The sequence below is a fragment of the Halomonas sp. 11-S5 genome (assembly GCF_029889825.1).
Classification (GTDB): Bacteria; Pseudomonadota; Gammaproteobacteria; order Pseudomonadales; family Halomonadaceae; genus Halomonas.
Window position 1 is genome coordinate 106,486 of record NZ_JARANW010000005.1, and the last position, 15,253, is coordinate 121,738.

Genomic DNA, 15,253 nt, shown 5'->3' on the forward strand with positions numbered 1-15,253 from the left:
CCGGCATCGCCTATAATGGCGCGGCATTCGCCATCCACCCGACAGCGAGCACGACATGACCCAGGACGAACTCAAGGACGCCGTGGCCGCCGCCGCCATCGACGAGATCCGCCCCCGCCTCGCAGGCGACACCCTCCTCGGCATCGGCACCGGCTCCACCACAAACCGCTTCATCGACCGGCTGGCGGCCCTGCGCCATGACTTCCGCGGTGCCGTGGCCAGCTCCGAGGCCAGCGCCGAGCGCCTTCGCGGCCACGGCATCGAGGTCTTCGAGCTCAACGAGGCCGGCAGCGTGCCCTTCTACATCGACGGCGCCGACGAAGTGAACGCTCACCTGCACATGATCAAGGGGGGCGGTGCGGCCCTGACCCGGGAAAAGGTCGTCGCCGCCTGCGCCGAGCGCTTCATCTGCATCGCCGACGCCTCCAAGAGGGTCGAGCGGCTAGGCCACTACCCGCTACCGGTGGAGGTGATCCCCATGGCCCGCTCCTACGTGGCCCGGGAGCTGGTCAAGCTGGGTGCTGATCCGGTCTATCGCCAGGGGGTGGTCACCGACAACGGCAACCAGATCATCGACTGCTTCGAGTTCATGATCGACGACCCGGAGGCCATGGAGGCACGGCTCAATGCCATCGTCGGCGTGGTCACCAACGGCCTGTTCGCGGCCCGCGGTGCCGATGTGCTGCTGCTGGGCACCGCACAGGGTGTGGAGCGCCTGCTGCCCGCCTGACGCGCATGACGAAGTGAGCACTCACTCCGACCGCATGAGCCTTTCCAGGCCGGCCAGGGTGCGCGCCAGGGCGCCCCGATTGGCCGCGACCACGTCGCGGCCGGCCTCGGCGAGGCGCTGTCGCGCCTCCTGGTCACCGAACAGGCGCAGCAGCTCGGCGGCCAGCGTCTCGGCATCCTCGACTTCCACCAGGGCGCCGGCCCCGCGCATCGCCTCGGCCACGTCCTCGAAGTTGGCCAACGCCGGCCCGGTGAGCACGGGGGTGCCCACGGCAGCCGGCTCCAGCAGGTTATGGCCGCCGATCGGCACCAGGCTGCCGCCGACGAAAGCCAGGTCGGCCGCGCCATAGAGCGCCAGCAGTTCGCCCATGGTATCCCCCAGGTAGACCGCCGTGTCGTCCCGGGGCCACTCGTCGCGTGAGCGGCGCGCCAGCGTCAGGCCCGCCTGGCGGCACAGCGCGGCGACGGCGTCGAAACGCCGGGGATGGCGGGGCACCAGGACCAGCAACGCAGCCGGCAGCCGCTCGCGCAGGCGAGCATGGGCGGCCAGCAGCTGCTCGTCCTCGCCGGGGTGGGTAGAGCCGGCCACCCAGACCGGCCGACTGCCCAGCCGAGTGCGCAAGCGCTCACTCACCTCCCGAGCCTCGTCGCCGTTGCCGATATCGAACTTCAGCGAGCCCACCACCGTGGTGCGTGCCGGCGCCATGCCCAGCTCAATGAAGCGCCGGGCATCGGCCTCGGACTTGGCCGCCAGCCAGGCCACATGGCTCAGGGCCTCCTCCATCAGGGGGCGCAGGCGGCGATAACCCCGGAAAGCACGGGACGAGAGGCGGCCATTGACCACCGCCACCGGCACGTCGGCCCGGTCGCAGGCGGCCAGCAGGTTGGGCCAGAGTTCGGTCTCGAAGAAGATGGCAAGCTCGGGGCGTAAGCGGGCGACGAAGCGACGGGCCGCCCCGGGGAAGTCCAGCGGCACGAAGTGATGGCTCACTTCGGCTCCGGCCCCTGAAGCCTGGCGATTCCCTGCCAGCGCCAGCACCCGTTCCGCCCCGGTGGCGGTCATGGTGGTGACGACCAGGCGGTGACCGGGCCAGCGCTGCCCGAGCGCCTCGATCAAGGGCCGGGCGGCCTGCACCTCGCCCACCGAGGCGCAGTGCAGCCAGAGGGTGCGCTCGCCCTCGCCGGCGGGCGGGATCAGGCCCAGCCGCTCGCGACGCGCCCGTCCGGGCAGCTGCTCGCGCCAGACGCGTCGCCAGATCAGCGGCGCGAGGAGGTAGAGGGCCGCCGCATAGCCCCGACGGACCCAGGGGCGTGGCGCCGACATCAGGTCTCGCGATCGAGGATGGTGGAGATCATTGCCGTGGTGGAGACGCCATCCTCGAAGCCCAGTACCCTGACCTCGCCACCCGCCTCGCGGACGGCCGCACCGCCGGCGATCTCCTCGGGGCGATAGTCACCGCCCTTGACCAGCACGTCTGGCAGCACCGCCTCGATCAGCCGCTGGGGGGTGTCCTCGCCAAAGGGCACCACCCAATCGACGGCGCCCAGGCCGGCCAGCACCTGCATGCGCCGCGCCAGGGGATTGATGGGCCGCTTGGGACCCTTGAGGCGGCCGATGGAGGCATCGTCGTTGATCGCTACCACCAGCCGGTCACCGAGCCGGCGCGCCTGCTCCAGGTAGGCGACGTGGCCGGCATGCAGGATGTCGAAGCAGCCGTTGGTCATCACCACCCGCTCGCCGCGAGCCTGGGCGGCACGCACCGCCTCGATCAGCGCCGGCTCCTCGATCACCCCGAACTCGGCCAGCTTGTCGCCATGCAGGGCGGTATAGAGCTCGGCAATGGACAGGGTTGCGGTGCCGGGCTTGGCCACCACCAGGCCGGCGGCCAGGTTGGCCAGGGTCATCGCCTCGGCGAAGCCGTGCCCGGCCGCCAGCGCCAGGCCCAGCACGCCGATCACGGTGTCGCCCGCCCCGGTGACGTCGAAGACCTCGCGGGCCCGGGTGGGCAGGTTCAGTGGCTCGTGCCCCTCGCGAATCAGCGTCATCCCTTTCTCGCTGCGGGTGATCAGCAGCGCCTCGAGTTCCAGCTCGGCGCGCAGCGCCTCGCCCCTGGTGGCGAGCTCGCCGTCGTCCCGGCAGTGTCCCACCACGGCCTCGAACTCGCCCAGGTTGGGGGTGATCACGCTGGCTCCGCGGTAGCGGCGAAAGTCGCTGCCCTTGGGATCCACCAGCACCCGCTTGCCGGTGGCCTTGACCAGCCGGATCAGCGCCTCGACCCGGTTGAGGGTCCCCTTGCCGTAGTCGGAGAGGATCACCAGGTCGCAGTCGGGCAGGGCCGCCTCGACCCGTGCCAGCAGCCCGGAGGTGTCGACGTCGCCGAGGCCCTCCTCGAAGTCCAGGCGGATCAGCTGCTGGTTGCGGCTCATCACCCGCAGCTTGGTGATGGTGGGAATGCCGGGGCTACGGTCGAAGTGAGTGCTCACTCCGGCATCCTCCAGCCGGGAGGCCAGCCGATCGGCATTGTCGTCGTCGCCCACCAGGCCGGCCAGGGCGGCATGGGCGCCCAGGGAGGCGATGTTGAGAGCCACGTTGGCGGCACCCCCCGGGCGGTCCTCGGCCTCGTCGACCCGCACCACCGGCACCGGTGCCTCCGGGGAGATGCGCGAGGTGCCGCCATGCCAGTAGCGGTCGAGCATGACATCGCCCACCACCAGCAGGCGGGAGCGCTCCAGGGCGGTCAGGTCAAGCTTCATCGGGGGACTCCGTGTCCTGTGGGGTCTCGGATTGGGCCAGCACTGCCTCGAGGCGGTCGATCACGTCCTCGGCACGAATCAGCGACATGGCGTCGGGGTGACGGACCCGCTGGCCCCAGGGGAGTTCCGCAGGCTCCTTGTGCAGGAAGGTGCGAACGGCCTCCGCGTAGCGATTCACAGCAAATTCCCGCCATAGGTAGGGCCCCGTCCTATCCACATTCGATGTAGCATAAAGCCCGACGACGGGGGTTCCGAGGGCATTGGCCATGTGCACGGGCCCCGTGTCGGGAGCGATCACCAACCGAGCGCTGCGAATCAATGCCAGCAGGCCCTTGAGCGAAGTCTGGCCAATAGCATCAGTCACTACCTCCGGGGGACAGAGGGCCTGGATGCGCTCTCCGAGCTGGCGCTCCTGGGTGCTGCCACCACCGGTGAGCACCGTCTTCAAGCCCTGCTGGCGCCAGGCATGCTCGATCACCGCCGCATAGCCCTCGGCGGACCAGTTGCGAAAATTGCGCAGACGTATGCTGCTGCAGGGATTGATCATCACATAGGGTGTCTCGCCGGTGATGTCTGAGGCCTCCTCGACAGCAGCCTCGGGTACCGGCAGGTCCCAGGCCAGCGAGAGGTCCTCGACGCCCAGCAAGCGGGCGAAGTCCAGAAAGGACTCCAGCACATGGGCTCGGGGATGAGGTGCCAGGTGGCGCTGGGTGAACCAGTGCTGGGCATCCTTGGCACGGGCCTTGTCATAGCCCACCCGTACACCAACCTTGAGCCCCAGGGAGAGCACGCTGGCCCGCAGCGCCTGCTGCATGTGCAGCAGCACGTCGAAGCGGGTATCGGCCAGCTCGCGCCACAGGGCGCGCATGCCGGCGAGCCCCGTCGCCTTGTCATAGACGACGAACTCGACCCCGGAGAGGCCCGCCAGTAGACTGTGCTCGCCCTTGCCGATGATCCAGGTGAGCCTCGCCTCGGGCCACTGGCGCTGCAGGGCGCGCACCGTCGGCACCAGGTTACAGACATCGCCCAGGGCGGAGAGCCGCAGTACACAGATATGCTGGGGTCGGGCGGGCAGAGGATGCTTCATGCGGTTGGCAACGTATCGAGCGGGAAAGATTTTCATTCTATATGATGCGGACAGTTTATGTGACGCCGACCGGGCGTCACAAACGGCGCCGCCCATCCCCCCACGCGGCTTCGATCCCGCCTACTGGCGCGACGCCGGCTGGGTCATCGGCGAGGCCCCGGGGCGCGGGGCCAGCCTCTTCCTGGATGCCAGCCCCTTCGCGGCGGGAGCCCAGTGGGTGCTCAGGCCCTATCGTCGCGGCGGCCTCATCGCCCGGTTCAGCGACGACCGCTACCTGTGGACCGGCCTGGAGCGGACTCGCGCCTTTCGCGAGTGTCGCCTGACTGCCGACCTGCATGCGCGCGGCCTGCCCGTCCCTCGGCCGGTCGCCGCTCGGGTGACCCGCCATGGCCTCACCTACGACGCCGCCCTGATCACCGAGCGCATCCCCGGCGCCCGCGCCCTGGCAGACCTCCTGCAGCGGGGCGATGCCGACACCACGTTGCTGGCGCGCGTCGGCACCACCATCCGGCGCTTCCATGATGCCGGCCTCGATCACGTCGACCTCAACGCCCGCAACCTGTTGGTCGACCCGCAGGGCAAGGTATGGCTGATCGACCTCGACCGCTGCCGGCTGCGCCCCAAGGGCACCTGGCAGGCGGGCAACCTGGCGCGTCTCGAACGCTCGCTGGTGAAGTTCGGTGCCCCCGGCGCCATGGCGTCCATCCGCGAAGCCTATGGCACATCCGCCAAGGCGTCGGCATAAGCCTCCACCAGGCCCTGCACGTGGGTCGCCAGGGTGAAGTGAGCATTCACTTTCTCTCGAGCCCCCTCCCCCAGGCGATGCCTCAGCGCGGCGTCCCCGGCCAGCTCCCCCATGGCGTCACGCCAGGCCAGGGGATCATCGGGGGCGGCAAGGCGACCCGTCGCGCCGTCGATGAGCTCGGGAATGGCCCCGCTGTCGGCACCGACCACGGCCTTGCCGGCGGCCATCGCCTCGATCACCGTCAGGCCGAAGGCCTCGTTGCGCGACGGCACGCAGACGATGTCCAGGGCCTCGAACAGCCTCGGCAGGTCCGCCCGGAAGCCGGCGAAGGTCAGCCGCTCGCCCACGCCGAGCTCGGCTACGCGGTCGCGCAGCTCGGCCACGAAGGCCTCGCTGCTGCCCTCTGCGGCGGTCAGCCCGCCGATGAGCACCCCGTGCCAGGCCAGCGCCGGATAGCGCTCGGAGAGCCCGCCCAGCGCCTCGATCCAGATGCCCTGACCCTTGCCCGGCGTCAGCCGGCCTGCCAGGCCTATCGCCACCGCCCCCGGCGGGATACCGAGCGCGTCGCGCAGCGCCTGTCGCTCGGTCTCGGTGAGGTGCGGCACATAGGGTGCCGGGTCGATGCCCAGGTAGAGCCGGCGGATGCGCCCAGGCGGCAACGGGAAGGCCGCCAGGTTGCGTTGCCGCGTCGTCTCGCTGATGGAAAAGAGGCGCGTTACCTTGCCGTAGGCCCAGCGGTGGTAGGGATCCTTCTTGGGACGCGTGACCCCCATGTGGTCGGTGAAGAAGAGTCGCAGCGAGGGACGCAGGGTCACCAGCAGGGCTGCCAGGCGCAGATCGCTGGACTTGTGACAATGCACCATGCGGATATCATGGTGCTTCAGATAACGCAGGATTCTGGGCGCCGCCAGGAGGGCCCGGCCCCGGGAGGGCACCGTCAAGGGCGTGACGCCCGACTCCTCGATGCTGGCCGCCACCCGGGAACCGGCCAGCACCAGGCCATGGGCCTCCCACCCCTGTCGCCTCAGCTCGGGTATAATGCGCGACGGATACATTTCCAGTCCGCCCCAGCCGTTCGAGAGGCAGATATGCATGACCTTTCGGGACACGAAGGTCTCCTTCATTGCGGTTGCGGGGCTCGGGAGCCCGGATGATGACACTTCGCCCTGCCGGCGGTGACGGCGACCGCCCTCACCTACTGGTGGTTCGCAACGACAAGCTCGGGGATTTCATGCTCGCCTGGCCGGCCCTGGCCTGCCTCAAGGCCGTCGATGCAGCGCCCCATGTCAGCGTGCTGGTTCCCGCCTACACCGCGCCGCTGGCCAGGCAGTGCCCCTGGATCGACGAGGTGCTGATCGACCCCGGTGACGCCGGCGGCCGAGCGGGGCGCCGGACGCTGCTGCAGCGCCTGCGCGAGGCGCGATTCGACGCCCTGCTGACGCTCTTCTCCACCCCGCGCATCGGCTGGCTGGGCTGGCGGGCCGGCATTCCCCTGCGCCTCGCCCCGGCCACCAAGTGGGCGCAGCTATTCTACAACCGCCGAGTCACCCAGCGCAGGTCGCGTTCCGAGAAGCCGGAGTACCTCTACAACATGGAGCTGGCCGAGACCCTGCTGGCGGAACTCGGGCTCGCTGTGCCGGCACGCCCCGAGCCGCCCTACTGGCCACTTCCCGAGGGGACTCGCGCGGCGCAGCGGGAGCGTATTGCCGATGAGCTGGGGCTGGACGGCTCGCGACCCTGGCTCTTCCTGCATCCCGGCAGCGGCGGCTCGGCCGTGAACCTCACCCTCGAGCGCTATGCGACCCTGGTACAGGGCGTGGAAGCGCGACTGGCTGAGGCGAGTCGCCCCGCCCCGGCCTGGGTGCTCACCGCCGGCCCGGGCGAGGAGGCCGCGGCCGACAGACTCCGCGAGCGCCTGGTCGGCGAAGGAGTCACGGCAGGCCTGCTGCCGCCCCGCCGCGGGCTCGATGACTTCGCCCTCAGCCTGTCGGCCGCCGACCTGTTCATCGCCGGCTCCACCGGCCCCCTGCACATCGCCGGCTGCCTGGACCGCCCCACCGTGGGCTTCTATCCGTCCCGTCGCTCGGCCACCCCGCTGCGCTGGCAGACCTGCAATGCCGAGGCCCACCGGCTGGCCTTCTGCCCGCCACCCGGGGCCGGTGAGCGCGACATGGACAGCATCGACCTGAAGGCGGCAGCGAACCACATCGCCGACCACCTTCGCTACTTCCCGACCCGCGAGACGAGCCAATGACGCCGATCACCGGAATCATCATTACCCTCGATGAGGCGGAGAACATTACCGACTGCATCGCCTCGCTGACGCCCGTCTGTGACGAGATCATCATCGTGGACTCGGGCAGCCGCGACGACACCGTGGCGATCGCCGAGCGCAAGGGGGCCGCCGTCATCCATCAGCCCTACCTCGGCGACGGCCCTCAGAAGGCCTTCGCCGTGCCCCGGGCGCGCAACGACTGGATCCTCGCCCTGGATGCCGATGAACGACTCGAAGATGATGCAATCACGGCTATTCACGGCTTGTCTCTAGATGATGCTTCGGTGGCATACAGTTTCAACCGCCGCAACTTCTGCGGCAAACACTGGATCAAGGCAGCCGGTTTCTACCCTGACAAGGTCGTCAGACTTTATAACCGCAAGACCTCAGGTTACCTTCCCAAGAAGGCTCACTCCGCGGTTCAGACTCCAAAAGTGAAACATACGGATGCCCATATCCGTCACTTCACTTATGAAAACCTCACCCACTGGATTCAACGCATAAACCAGCTATCCACCCGGGATGCCTGGGCCATGAAAGATCGTGGCCTCAGCCCCTCCGTCTCACGGCCGGCTCTACACGCCGCAAGCGCAGCCTTTCGCAAACTAATAATGAAAGGTGGTATCTTCCAGGGCGCCGATGGCTTAACCGTTGCCATGACCACGGCATTTCATGCTTACATGAAATACGCGAAGCTCAACGAACTGTATGAAGAGGAAGGCCATACAGACAAGTCATGATGGTTGCCCTCCTATCAATCAACATGAGTTGGTAAGCTGGTCGAATAGCCAAACGCCGGTCAGGTCATGAAGCCTCCCAATACCCTCACCCACCTCCGCCATCCCCGCTGGTGGGCCCTGCTCGTCATCGGTTTGTGGCTGGGGTTTGCCGTAGCCGCGCTGCCCCGCATTCCGCTTTGGAGCATGGTGCCAATCACCGGCGGATGGCTGTTGCTGGCCCGCTGCTGGCGCTGGGGCGCGCCACGGACTTCCCGGCCCGTGCGCAGGGTCTGGCCCTGGTCGCTGTTCCCGATCGCCCTCTGGGGGCTCTACGTCTTCCTGGCCAACAGCTTCGGCAAGGTCGATCTCGGGGCGGTATTCTTCCACCTCCAGGCCGGCATGGAAGAGCATGGCGGCGGTGAGCGCATCATTGCCGCCATCCTCTACACCCTGAGCATGGTCCTGCTGCTGGCCTCCTTCACCTGGCTGGTGCGGGTCGACCATCGCTGGCGGCTGACGGAACGCCTGCTGGCCCTGGCCCTGCTGGCAGGCAACCCCATGCTCTATGGCATCGGGCAACGCGGCGTAGCCATCGTCACCGACGATGGCGCCTGGCTGGACCGTCAGTATGTCGAGCCGGTCATCCTCGACGCCCCTCGCGACCCGCCCAACCTGCTGCTGCTCTACCTGGAGAGCCTCGAGCGCACCTACACCGACCGGGAGCGCTTCGGGGAGGCCTATGCCCACCTGGAGGCCCTGGGCGAGAAGGCCGTGGTCTTCGAGGGGGTCCGCCAGGTCGACAACACCGGCTGGACCATGGCCGGCATGATCGCCAGCCAGTGCGGCACGCCACTGATGCCGGCCGGCCTGCTGCATGACAGCCAGTTCGAACCCCTCGGCAAGGTGGTGCCGGGCGTCGACTGCCTGGGCGACCTGCTCGCCGACAAGGGCTACGCCCTCTCCTACATGGGCGGGGCCAGCACCCGTTTCGCCGGCAAGGGGGTCTTCTACCGGGACCACGGCTTCGACAGGGTCTTGGGGCGGGAGGAGCTGGAACCACGGCTCGAGAAGCCCGGTTACATGAATAGCTGGGGGCTGTATGACGATACGCTCTACGAGCTCACCGTCGAGGAAATCCGCCGGCTGGAACGCCAGGACGGCCCCTGGGGACTGGTCAACCTGAGCATCACCGGCCATGCCCCCCATGGCTACCCGGCGCGCGACTGCCGGGAGCGCCAGGGCGAGTTCGACGGCGTGGACATCCTCTATTCGGTGGAATGCTCGGCCTGGCTGGCCCGTCGGCTGGTCGAGCGGCTCGAGGATGAAGGCCTGCTGGAGAACACCCTGGTGGTGGTCGCCAGCGACCACCTGACCATGCGCGTCTCCGCCTGGGAACAGCTGGTCACCGGGGAGCGGGACAATACCTTCATGCTGCTGGGGGAACAGCTCGAGCCGCGCCGGCTCGAGGTCGAGGCTTCGACCATGGATCTCCTGCCCACGATGCTCGAGGCCATGGGCTTCGTCATCGACTGGCATCGCGCGGGGCTGGGGGTGTCGCTGCTCTCCGCCGAGCCGACCCTGGTCGAGGAACACGGGCTGGATACCCTCAATGCCCGCCTGAGGGAGGAGACGGCCCTCCAGGAGCGTCTGTGGGAAGGCCTGGCGCCGCCGCAGGGCCCGCCGCCGCCCCCGGAGCCGGTCGTCGAACAGGTCGTCGAGACCCCCGAGGACCAGGCGCCGGAGGCACCCGAGGAGTTGCCCTAGCTCGCCAGCATTGCCTGCAGGATTCGCTCGGGCATGAGCTGCTTCAGGCAGTTGGTATGGCCCAGCGGGCAGGTGCGCTGGTAACAGGGCGAACAGTCGAGGCCGAGATAGTGCACCTCGGCATTCTCGGTCAGGGGTGGCGTATAGGCCGGCGATGAGGAGCCGTAGATGGCCTGTACCCGGGCTCCTACCGCGGCCGCCACGTGCATCAGCCCGGAGTCGTTGGTCACCACCTGCTGGCAGTCACCTAGCAGGTCGACGGCATCCGCCAGCCGCGTCCTGCCGCACAGGTTGTGGGTGTGGGGAAGCGCATCGGCGATCACCTCGCCGGCCTCCACGTCCTTGGGACCTCCCAGCACACGGACCTCGAACCCCTCCACCACCAGCGATCTCGCCAGCTCCCGGAAATAGGCGAGCGGCCACTGCTTGGCGGGACCATATTCTGCCCCCGGCATCATGCCGATGGCCGGACGCGACGAGAGACCCAGTTCGACACGGCGCTCGACCAGGTTCTCGGTGTCCAGGCGCAGCCGGGGCCGGGGTATCGGGAAGTCGCCCCGGGCGGCCTCCTCCACCGGAAGCCCCAGGGCCACGAAGCGCTTGACGGTCTGGTCCAGTACCGCCTTGTCGAGCCGCCTGCGGTCATTGAGCAGCCACAGGCGCTGCTCCCCCGTGAAGCCGGTTCTCTGCGGGATACGCGCCAGGAAGGGCACCAGCGCCGACTTCCAGGAGCGCGGCAGCACGATGGCATGGTCGAAGCGCCCCTGCAGGGAGCGGGCGAGATGCCGCCGGGTGGCCAGGCCGAACTGGCCATGCCCCACCTCGAGGCTGGCCACCTCGTCGACCTCGTCCATCCGCTCGAGGATCGGCCGCGACCAGGCGGGGGCCACCACGGTGATCCGGCTGCCCGGCTGCCTCGCCTTCAGGGTCTTGAAGAGGCTCTGCGCCATGACCATGTCGCCGACCCAGGAAGGCCCGACCACCAGGATGCGAGGCTCTCGAGGCACCGGCACCTGCAGGGCCTCAGCCATTCAGCCACTCCAGGTACTCGCGCACCCCCTGGGCCACGGTACGGAACTCGCCATCGTAGCCGGCCTCGCGCAGGCGGCTGATGTCGGCGCGCGTATAGCTCTGGTAGCGACCCTTGAGTTCCTCGGGGAAGTCGATGTACTCGATCCTGCCGCGGCCATAGTAGTCGACCACGGTCTCGCCGATGGCCTTGAAGGGCTCGGCGCGGCCGGTGCCCAGGTTGAAGATGCCGGAGGCCTCGGGGTGGTCCAGGAACCAGAGGTTGACGTCCACCACGTCGCCCACATAGACGAAGTCGCGGCTCTGCATGCCGGCCTCATAGCCCTCCCAGGCACCGAACAGCTTCACGTTCTGGCCGGCGCTGATCTGGGTATGGTGATGGTAGGCGACGCTGGCCATCTTGCCCTTGTGCTGTTCCCGAGGGCCGTAGACATTGAAGTAGCGGAAGCCCACCACCTGGCTGGTGAAGTCGTCGTGGCGGGCACGCACGTACTGGTCGAACAGCAGCTTGGAGTAGCCGTAGACGTTGAGCGGCTTCTCGTGCTCCGGGGCCTCGAAGAACACCTCGCTGCCCCCGTAGGTGGCCGCCGAGGAGGCGTAGAGGAAGGGTATGCCCTCGCGCTGGCAGAAGTGCAGCAGCACCTTGGAGTACTCGAAGTTGTTCTCGAGCATGAAGCGACCGTCCCACTCGGTGGTATCCGAGCAGGCGCCTTCGTGGAAGATGGCCTCGATGGGCGGCAGGTGCGACTCCTCGCCATTCAGCGCCGCCTTCACCCGGGTGAGGAAGTCATCCTTGTCCAGGTAGTCGCCGAGGGTGCAGTCGGCGAGGTTCACGAACTTGGTACCATCGCTGAGGTCATCGACCACCAGCACATCGTCGCGGCCGCGGGCATTGAGTGCCTTGACCAGATTCGAGCCGATGAAGCCGGCCCCGCCTGTTACTACGATCATGGGAATCCTCTCGTCTCCGGGCCTGCGCCTATAACCGATCTTCCGGTGATTGTATACTTGACGGCTCGTGAATTCATGGCCAACGGTGCTTCCAATGACTCTCTCGACACCCCCGTCGACGCCAGACGTGACAACCTTCCAGGGCCTGATCCTCGCCCTGCAGCAGTACTGGGCCGAGCAGGGCTGCGTGATCCTCCAGCCCCTGGACATGGAGGTGGGCGCCGGCACCTTCCACACCGCCACCTTCCTGCGCTCCATCGGCCCCGAGACCTGGAACGCGGCCTACGTGCAGCCTTCCCGCCGCCCCACCGATGGCCGCTACGGCGAGAATCCCAACCGCCTGCAGCATTACTACCAGTTCCAGGTCGTCATGAAGCCCTCCCCTTCCGACCTGCAGGAACTCTACCTGGGATCGTTGAAGCACCTGGGGCTCGACCCGCTGGTCCATGACATCCGCTTCGTCGAGGACAACTGGGAGTCCCCCACCCTCGGCGCCTGGGGCCTGGGCTGGGAGGTGTGGCTCAACGGCATGGAGGTGACCCAGTTCACCTACTTCCAGCAGGCCGGCGGCCTGGAGTGCTACCCGGTCACCGGCGAGCTCACCTACGGCCTGGAGCGGATCGCCATGTACCTGCAGGATGTCGACAGCGTCTACGACCTGGTATGGGCGGTGGCACCGGATGGCAGCCGCGTCACCTACGGCGACGTCTACCTGCAGAACGAGCGCGAGCAGTCGGCCTACAACTTCGAGCACGCTGACGTCGACTTCCTCTTCGCCTCCTTCGACCACCAGGAGCGCGAGTGCACCAAGCTGCTGGATGCCAGCCTGCCGCTGCCCGCCTACGAACAGGTGCTCAAGGCATCGCACACCTTCAACCTGCTAGATGCCCGTCACGCCATCTCGGTGACCGAACGCCAGCGCTACATCCTGCGCGTGCGCACCATGGCCCGTGACGTGGCCCAGGCCTACTTTGACTCGCGCAAGGCCGCCGGCTTCCCGCTGGCCCCCGAGGCCTTGCGCTGCGAACTGCTTGCCGAACAGGGAGACGTTTGATGGCTGCCAATACCCTACTGGTCGAACTGGGCGTCGAGGAGCTGCCACCGGCCGCCATCGATGAGCTTTCCGACGCCCTTGCCGAGGGCATCCGCCGGGGTCTCGTCGAGGCCGACATCGACTTCGGCGAGGTCCTCGCCCATGGCGGCCCGCGACGCCTGGCCGTCCAGGTGCGCGAACTGGCCGACAAGCAACCCGACCGCGAGGTCGAGCGTCGTGGCCCGGCCCTGGCTGCCGCCTTCAAGGAGGGCCAGCCGACACGAGCCGCCGAGGGCTTCGCCCGCTCCTGCGGCGTCGGTGTCGAGGCACTGATCCATCTGGAGACCGACAAGGGCACCTGGCTCGGTTACCGCGAGCAGCAACAGGGCGAGACCACCACGGCCCTGCTCCCCGCCATCGTCGAGAAGGCCATCGGCGCCCTGCCGGTGCCCAAGAACATGCGCTGGGGGGCCTCCCGGGTGGAGTTCTCCCGCCCCGTCCACTGGCTGGTCATGCTCTACGGTAGCGAGGTCGTCAAGGCGAGCGCCCTGGGCCTGCAGGCAGGACGCACCACCCGCGGCCACCGCTTTCACGCGCCGGCGCCCATCGAGCTGGCCCACGCCGAGGACTACCTCGGCGCCCTGGAACACGCCTGGGTGCTGGCCGACCGCGACAAGCGCCGCGAGCGCATCCGCGAACAGGTGCTGGCCGAGGCCGAGGTCCAGGACGCCACGGCCGTGATCGACGAGGCACTTCTCGTCGAGGTCAGCGGCCTGGTGGAGTGGCCCGTGGCGCTGACCGGCAGCTTCGACGAGCGCTTCCTCGAGGTGCCCGCCGAATGCCTGATCTCATCCATGAAGGCCAACCAGAAATACTTCCACCTGCTCGACCACGAGGGTTGCCTCAAGCCACTGTTCATCACCATCGCCAACATCGACAGCCACCAGCCGGAGCAGGTCATTCAGGGCAACGAGAAGGTGATCCGTCCGCGCCTGGCCGATGCCGCCTTCTTCTACGACACCGATCGCCGCCGCCCGCTGGCGGACCGGGCCCCGGAGCTGGCCGGCGTGGTCTTCCAGAAGCGGCTCGGCACTCTGGCCGACAAGGCGCATCGCAGCGCCGCCGTTGCGGCCTTCATCGCCGGTCGCATCGACGGTGACGTAGCCAAGGCACGACGCGCTGCGGAGCTCGGAAAGTGCGATCTGGTCACCGAGATGGTCCTCGAATTTCCTGAGCTCCAGGGCATCATGGGCCACTACTATGCGGTCAACGACGGGGAGGCCACCGAGGTGGCCCAGGCCCTCGAAGAGCAGTACCTGCCCCGCTTCGCCAGCGATGCGATCCCCCGGACCCGCACCGGCCTGGCCCTGGCGCTGGCCGATCGTCTTGATACCCTGACCGGCATCTTCGGTATCGGCCAGCGCCCCAGCGGTACCAAGGACCCCTTCGCCCTGCGTCGCGCCGCCATCGGCGTGATCAACATCCTGGTCAAGGGCAAGCTGGCCCTCGACCTGCGGGAGTTGCTGGAGCTTGCCGCGGCGCAGCACCAGGAACTGCCCTACGCCGAGGGGCTAGTGGACGAAGTGCTCACCTACATGCTCGACCGCTTCCGCGCCTGGGCACGCGACGAGGGTATCGATACCGAGGTCTACCTCGCCGTGCGTGCCCGTCCGGTGACCCAGCCCCTCGACTTCGCGCGTCGCCTGCGCGCCGTCCAGGGCTTCTCTCGCCGCGAGGAGGCCGCGGCCCTGGCCGCCGCCAACAAGCGGGTCTCCAACATCCTCACCAAGCAGCAGCACGACGGCACCACCGAGGTCGAAGCCGGCCTGCTCCAGGAGACCGCCGAGAAGGCCCTCTACGACGCCCTGGCGTCGCATCGTCAGGCGGTGATGCCACTCTTCGCCGAGGCTCGCTACAGCGAGGCACTGGACTCCCTGGCTGGCCTGCGGGAGCCGGTGGACACCTTCTTCGACCAGGTCATGGTCATGGCCGAGGAGCCTGCCGTGCGCCGCAACCGCCTGGCCCTGCTCGCCGGCCTCCAGGCCCTCTTCCTGGAGGTGGCGGATATCGCCCTGCTCCAGCAGTAACAAGAGCTCCAGGTGACACCGAGGCCGGCGAGCAATCGCCGGCCTTTTTCATGGCCGGATGGCGCTGTTTCACGTGAAAC

General features: G+C 68.2%; 13 protein-coding genes. 7 read left to right on the forward strand and 6 right to left on the reverse strand.

The genetic code is table 11. The features are described from left to right. The first annotated feature begins 55 nt into the window (after positions 1–55). Complete coding sequence (gene rpiA / locus OP497_RS05950) at positions 56–730, forward strand: ribose-5-phosphate isomerase RpiA (protein ID WP_280547182.1); 675 nt, start codon at positions 56–58, stop codon at positions 728–730. A gap of 21 nt (positions 731–751) precedes the next feature. Here rpiA and waaA read toward each other — a convergent pair whose 3' ends face one another. The 3 genes from waaA to OP497_RS05965 are packed head-to-tail and all read right to left on the reverse strand — an operon-like array spanning position 752 to position 4,570. Beyond that, entirely contained in the window at positions 752–2,053 is a 1,302-nt protein-coding gene (gene waaA, locus OP497_RS05955) for a lipid IV(A) 3-deoxy-D-manno-octulosonic acid transferase (RefSeq protein ID WP_280547184.1), read from the reverse strand. Then, on the reverse strand, positions 2,053–3,483 hold the full coding sequence (gene hldE / locus OP497_RS05960; RefSeq protein WP_280547185.1) for a bifunctional D-glycero-beta-D-manno-heptose-7-phosphate kinase/D-glycero-beta-D-manno-heptose 1-phosphate adenylyltransferase HldE: 1,431 nt from the start codon (positions 3,481–3,483) through the stop codon (positions 2,053–2,055). Before hldE ends, waaA begins: the two co-directional genes overlap by 1 nt. Further along, on the reverse strand, positions 3,473–4,570 hold the full coding sequence (locus OP497_RS05965; protein WP_280547186.1) for a glycosyltransferase family 9 protein: 1,098 nt from the start codon (positions 4,568–4,570) through the stop codon (positions 3,473–3,475). The genes hldE and OP497_RS05965 overlap by 11 nt, the downstream gene beginning before the upstream one ends. Here OP497_RS05965 and OP497_RS05970 point away from each other — a divergent pair. After that, positions 4,569–5,315, forward strand: a complete 747-nt coding sequence (locus OP497_RS05970) for a 3-deoxy-D-manno-octulosonic acid kinase (RefSeq protein ID WP_280547187.1) — start codon at positions 4,569–4,571, stop codon at positions 5,313–5,315. The two genes, OP497_RS05965 and OP497_RS05970, sit on opposite strands and share 2 nt — an antisense overlap. Here the strand turns inward: OP497_RS05970 and OP497_RS05975 are convergent. Then, a complete protein-coding gene (locus tag OP497_RS05975; RefSeq protein WP_280547188.1) occupies positions 5,285–6,424 on the reverse strand; it encodes a glycosyltransferase family 4 protein in 1,140 nt (379 codons plus the stop codon). The genes OP497_RS05970 and OP497_RS05975 overlap by 31 nt on opposite strands. A gap of 44 nt (positions 6,425–6,468) precedes the next feature. Here OP497_RS05975 and OP497_RS05980 point away from each other — a divergent pair, with 44 nt between their 5' ends. From OP497_RS05980 to OP497_RS05990, 3 genes are all read left to right on the forward strand, one after another. Beyond that, the gene (locus OP497_RS05980; RefSeq protein WP_280547189.1) at positions 6,469–7,569 is read left to right on the forward strand and encodes a glycosyltransferase family 9 protein; all 1,101 of its coding nucleotides are present in this window, start codon (positions 6,469–6,471) and stop codon (positions 7,567–7,569) included. Continuing rightward, positions 7,566–8,330, forward strand: a complete 765-nt coding sequence (locus OP497_RS05985) for a glycosyltransferase family 2 protein (protein ID WP_280547190.1) — start codon at positions 7,566–7,568, stop codon at positions 8,328–8,330. Before OP497_RS05980 ends, OP497_RS05985 begins: the two co-directional genes overlap by 4 nt. Before the next feature lie 66 nt (positions 8,331–8,396). Next, entirely contained in the window at positions 8,397–10,073 is a 1,677-nt protein-coding gene (locus OP497_RS05990) for a sulfatase-like hydrolase/transferase (RefSeq protein ID WP_280547192.1), read from the forward strand. Here the strand turns inward: OP497_RS05990 and waaF are convergent. Together waaF and rfaD are read right to left on the reverse strand one after the other, a co-directional pair. Next, positions 10,070–11,104 (reverse strand): lipopolysaccharide heptosyltransferase II, encoded by a 1,035-nt coding sequence (gene waaF, locus OP497_RS05995; RefSeq protein WP_280547193.1) that lies wholly within the window; start codon positions 11,102–11,104, stop codon positions 10,070–10,072. The two genes, OP497_RS05990 and waaF, sit on opposite strands and share 4 nt — an antisense overlap. Beyond that, complete coding sequence (gene rfaD, locus OP497_RS06000) at positions 11,097–12,053, reverse strand: ADP-glyceromanno-heptose 6-epimerase (RefSeq protein ID WP_280547194.1); 957 nt, start codon at positions 12,051–12,053, stop codon at positions 11,097–11,099. Before rfaD ends, waaF begins: the two co-directional genes overlap by 8 nt. 94 nt (positions 12,054–12,147) lie before the next feature. Between rfaD and glyQ the strand changes: the two genes are divergently transcribed. Beyond that, positions 12,148–13,107, forward strand: coding sequence for a glycine--tRNA ligase subunit alpha (glyQ, locus tag OP497_RS06005; protein WP_280547195.1), 960 nt, complete (start codon positions 12,148–12,150; stop codon positions 13,105–13,107). Further along, a complete protein-coding gene (glyS, locus tag OP497_RS06010; RefSeq protein ID WP_280547196.1) occupies positions 13,107–15,173 on the forward strand; it encodes a glycine--tRNA ligase subunit beta in 2,067 nt (688 codons plus the stop codon). Before glyQ ends, glyS begins: the two co-directional genes overlap by 1 nt. Positions 15,174–15,253 lie beyond the last annotated feature (80 nt).

What these genes read in the sequence shown, in the direction of transcription:
- rpiA (WP_280547182.1), top strand. Translation starts at nt 56, where the DNA reads ATGACCCAGGACGAACTCAAGGACGCCGTGGCCGCCGCCGCCATCGAC.
- waaA (WP_280547184.1), bottom strand. Translation starts at nt 2,053, where the DNA reads ATGTCGGCGCCACGCCCCTGGGTCCGTCGGGGCTATGCGGCGGCCCTC.
- hldE (WP_280547185.1), bottom strand. Translation starts at nt 3,483, where the DNA reads ATGAAGCTTGACCTGACCGCCCTGGAGCGCTCCCGCCTGCTGGTGGTG.
- OP497_RS05970 (WP_280547187.1), top strand. Translation starts at nt 4,569, where the DNA reads ATGCGGTTGGCAACGTATCGAGCGGGAAAGATTTTCATTCTATATGAT.
- OP497_RS05965 (WP_280547186.1), bottom strand. Translation starts at nt 4,570, where the DNA reads ATGAAGCATCCTCTGCCCGCCCGACCCCAGCATATCTGTGTACTGCGG.
- OP497_RS05980 (WP_280547189.1), top strand. Translation starts at nt 6,469, where the DNA reads ATGACACTTCGCCCTGCCGGCGGTGACGGCGACCGCCCTCACCTACTG.
- OP497_RS05985 (WP_280547190.1), top strand. Translation starts at nt 7,566, where the DNA reads ATGACGCCGATCACCGGAATCATCATTACCCTCGATGAGGCGGAGAAC.
- OP497_RS05990 (WP_280547192.1), top strand. Translation starts at nt 8,397, where the DNA reads ATGAAGCCTCCCAATACCCTCACCCACCTCCGCCATCCCCGCTGGTGG.
- waaF (WP_280547193.1), bottom strand. Translation starts at nt 11,104, where the DNA reads ATGGCTGAGGCCCTGCAGGTGCCGGTGCCTCGAGAGCCTCGCATCCTG.
- rfaD (WP_280547194.1), bottom strand. Translation starts at nt 12,053, where the DNA reads ATGATCGTAGTAACAGGCGGGGCCGGCTTCATCGGCTCGAATCTGGTC.
- glyQ (WP_280547195.1), top strand. Translation starts at nt 12,148, where the DNA reads ATGACTCTCTCGACACCCCCGTCGACGCCAGACGTGACAACCTTCCAG.
- glyS (WP_280547196.1), top strand. Translation starts at nt 13,107, where the DNA reads ATGGCTGCCAATACCCTACTGGTCGAACTGGGCGTCGAGGAGCTGCCA.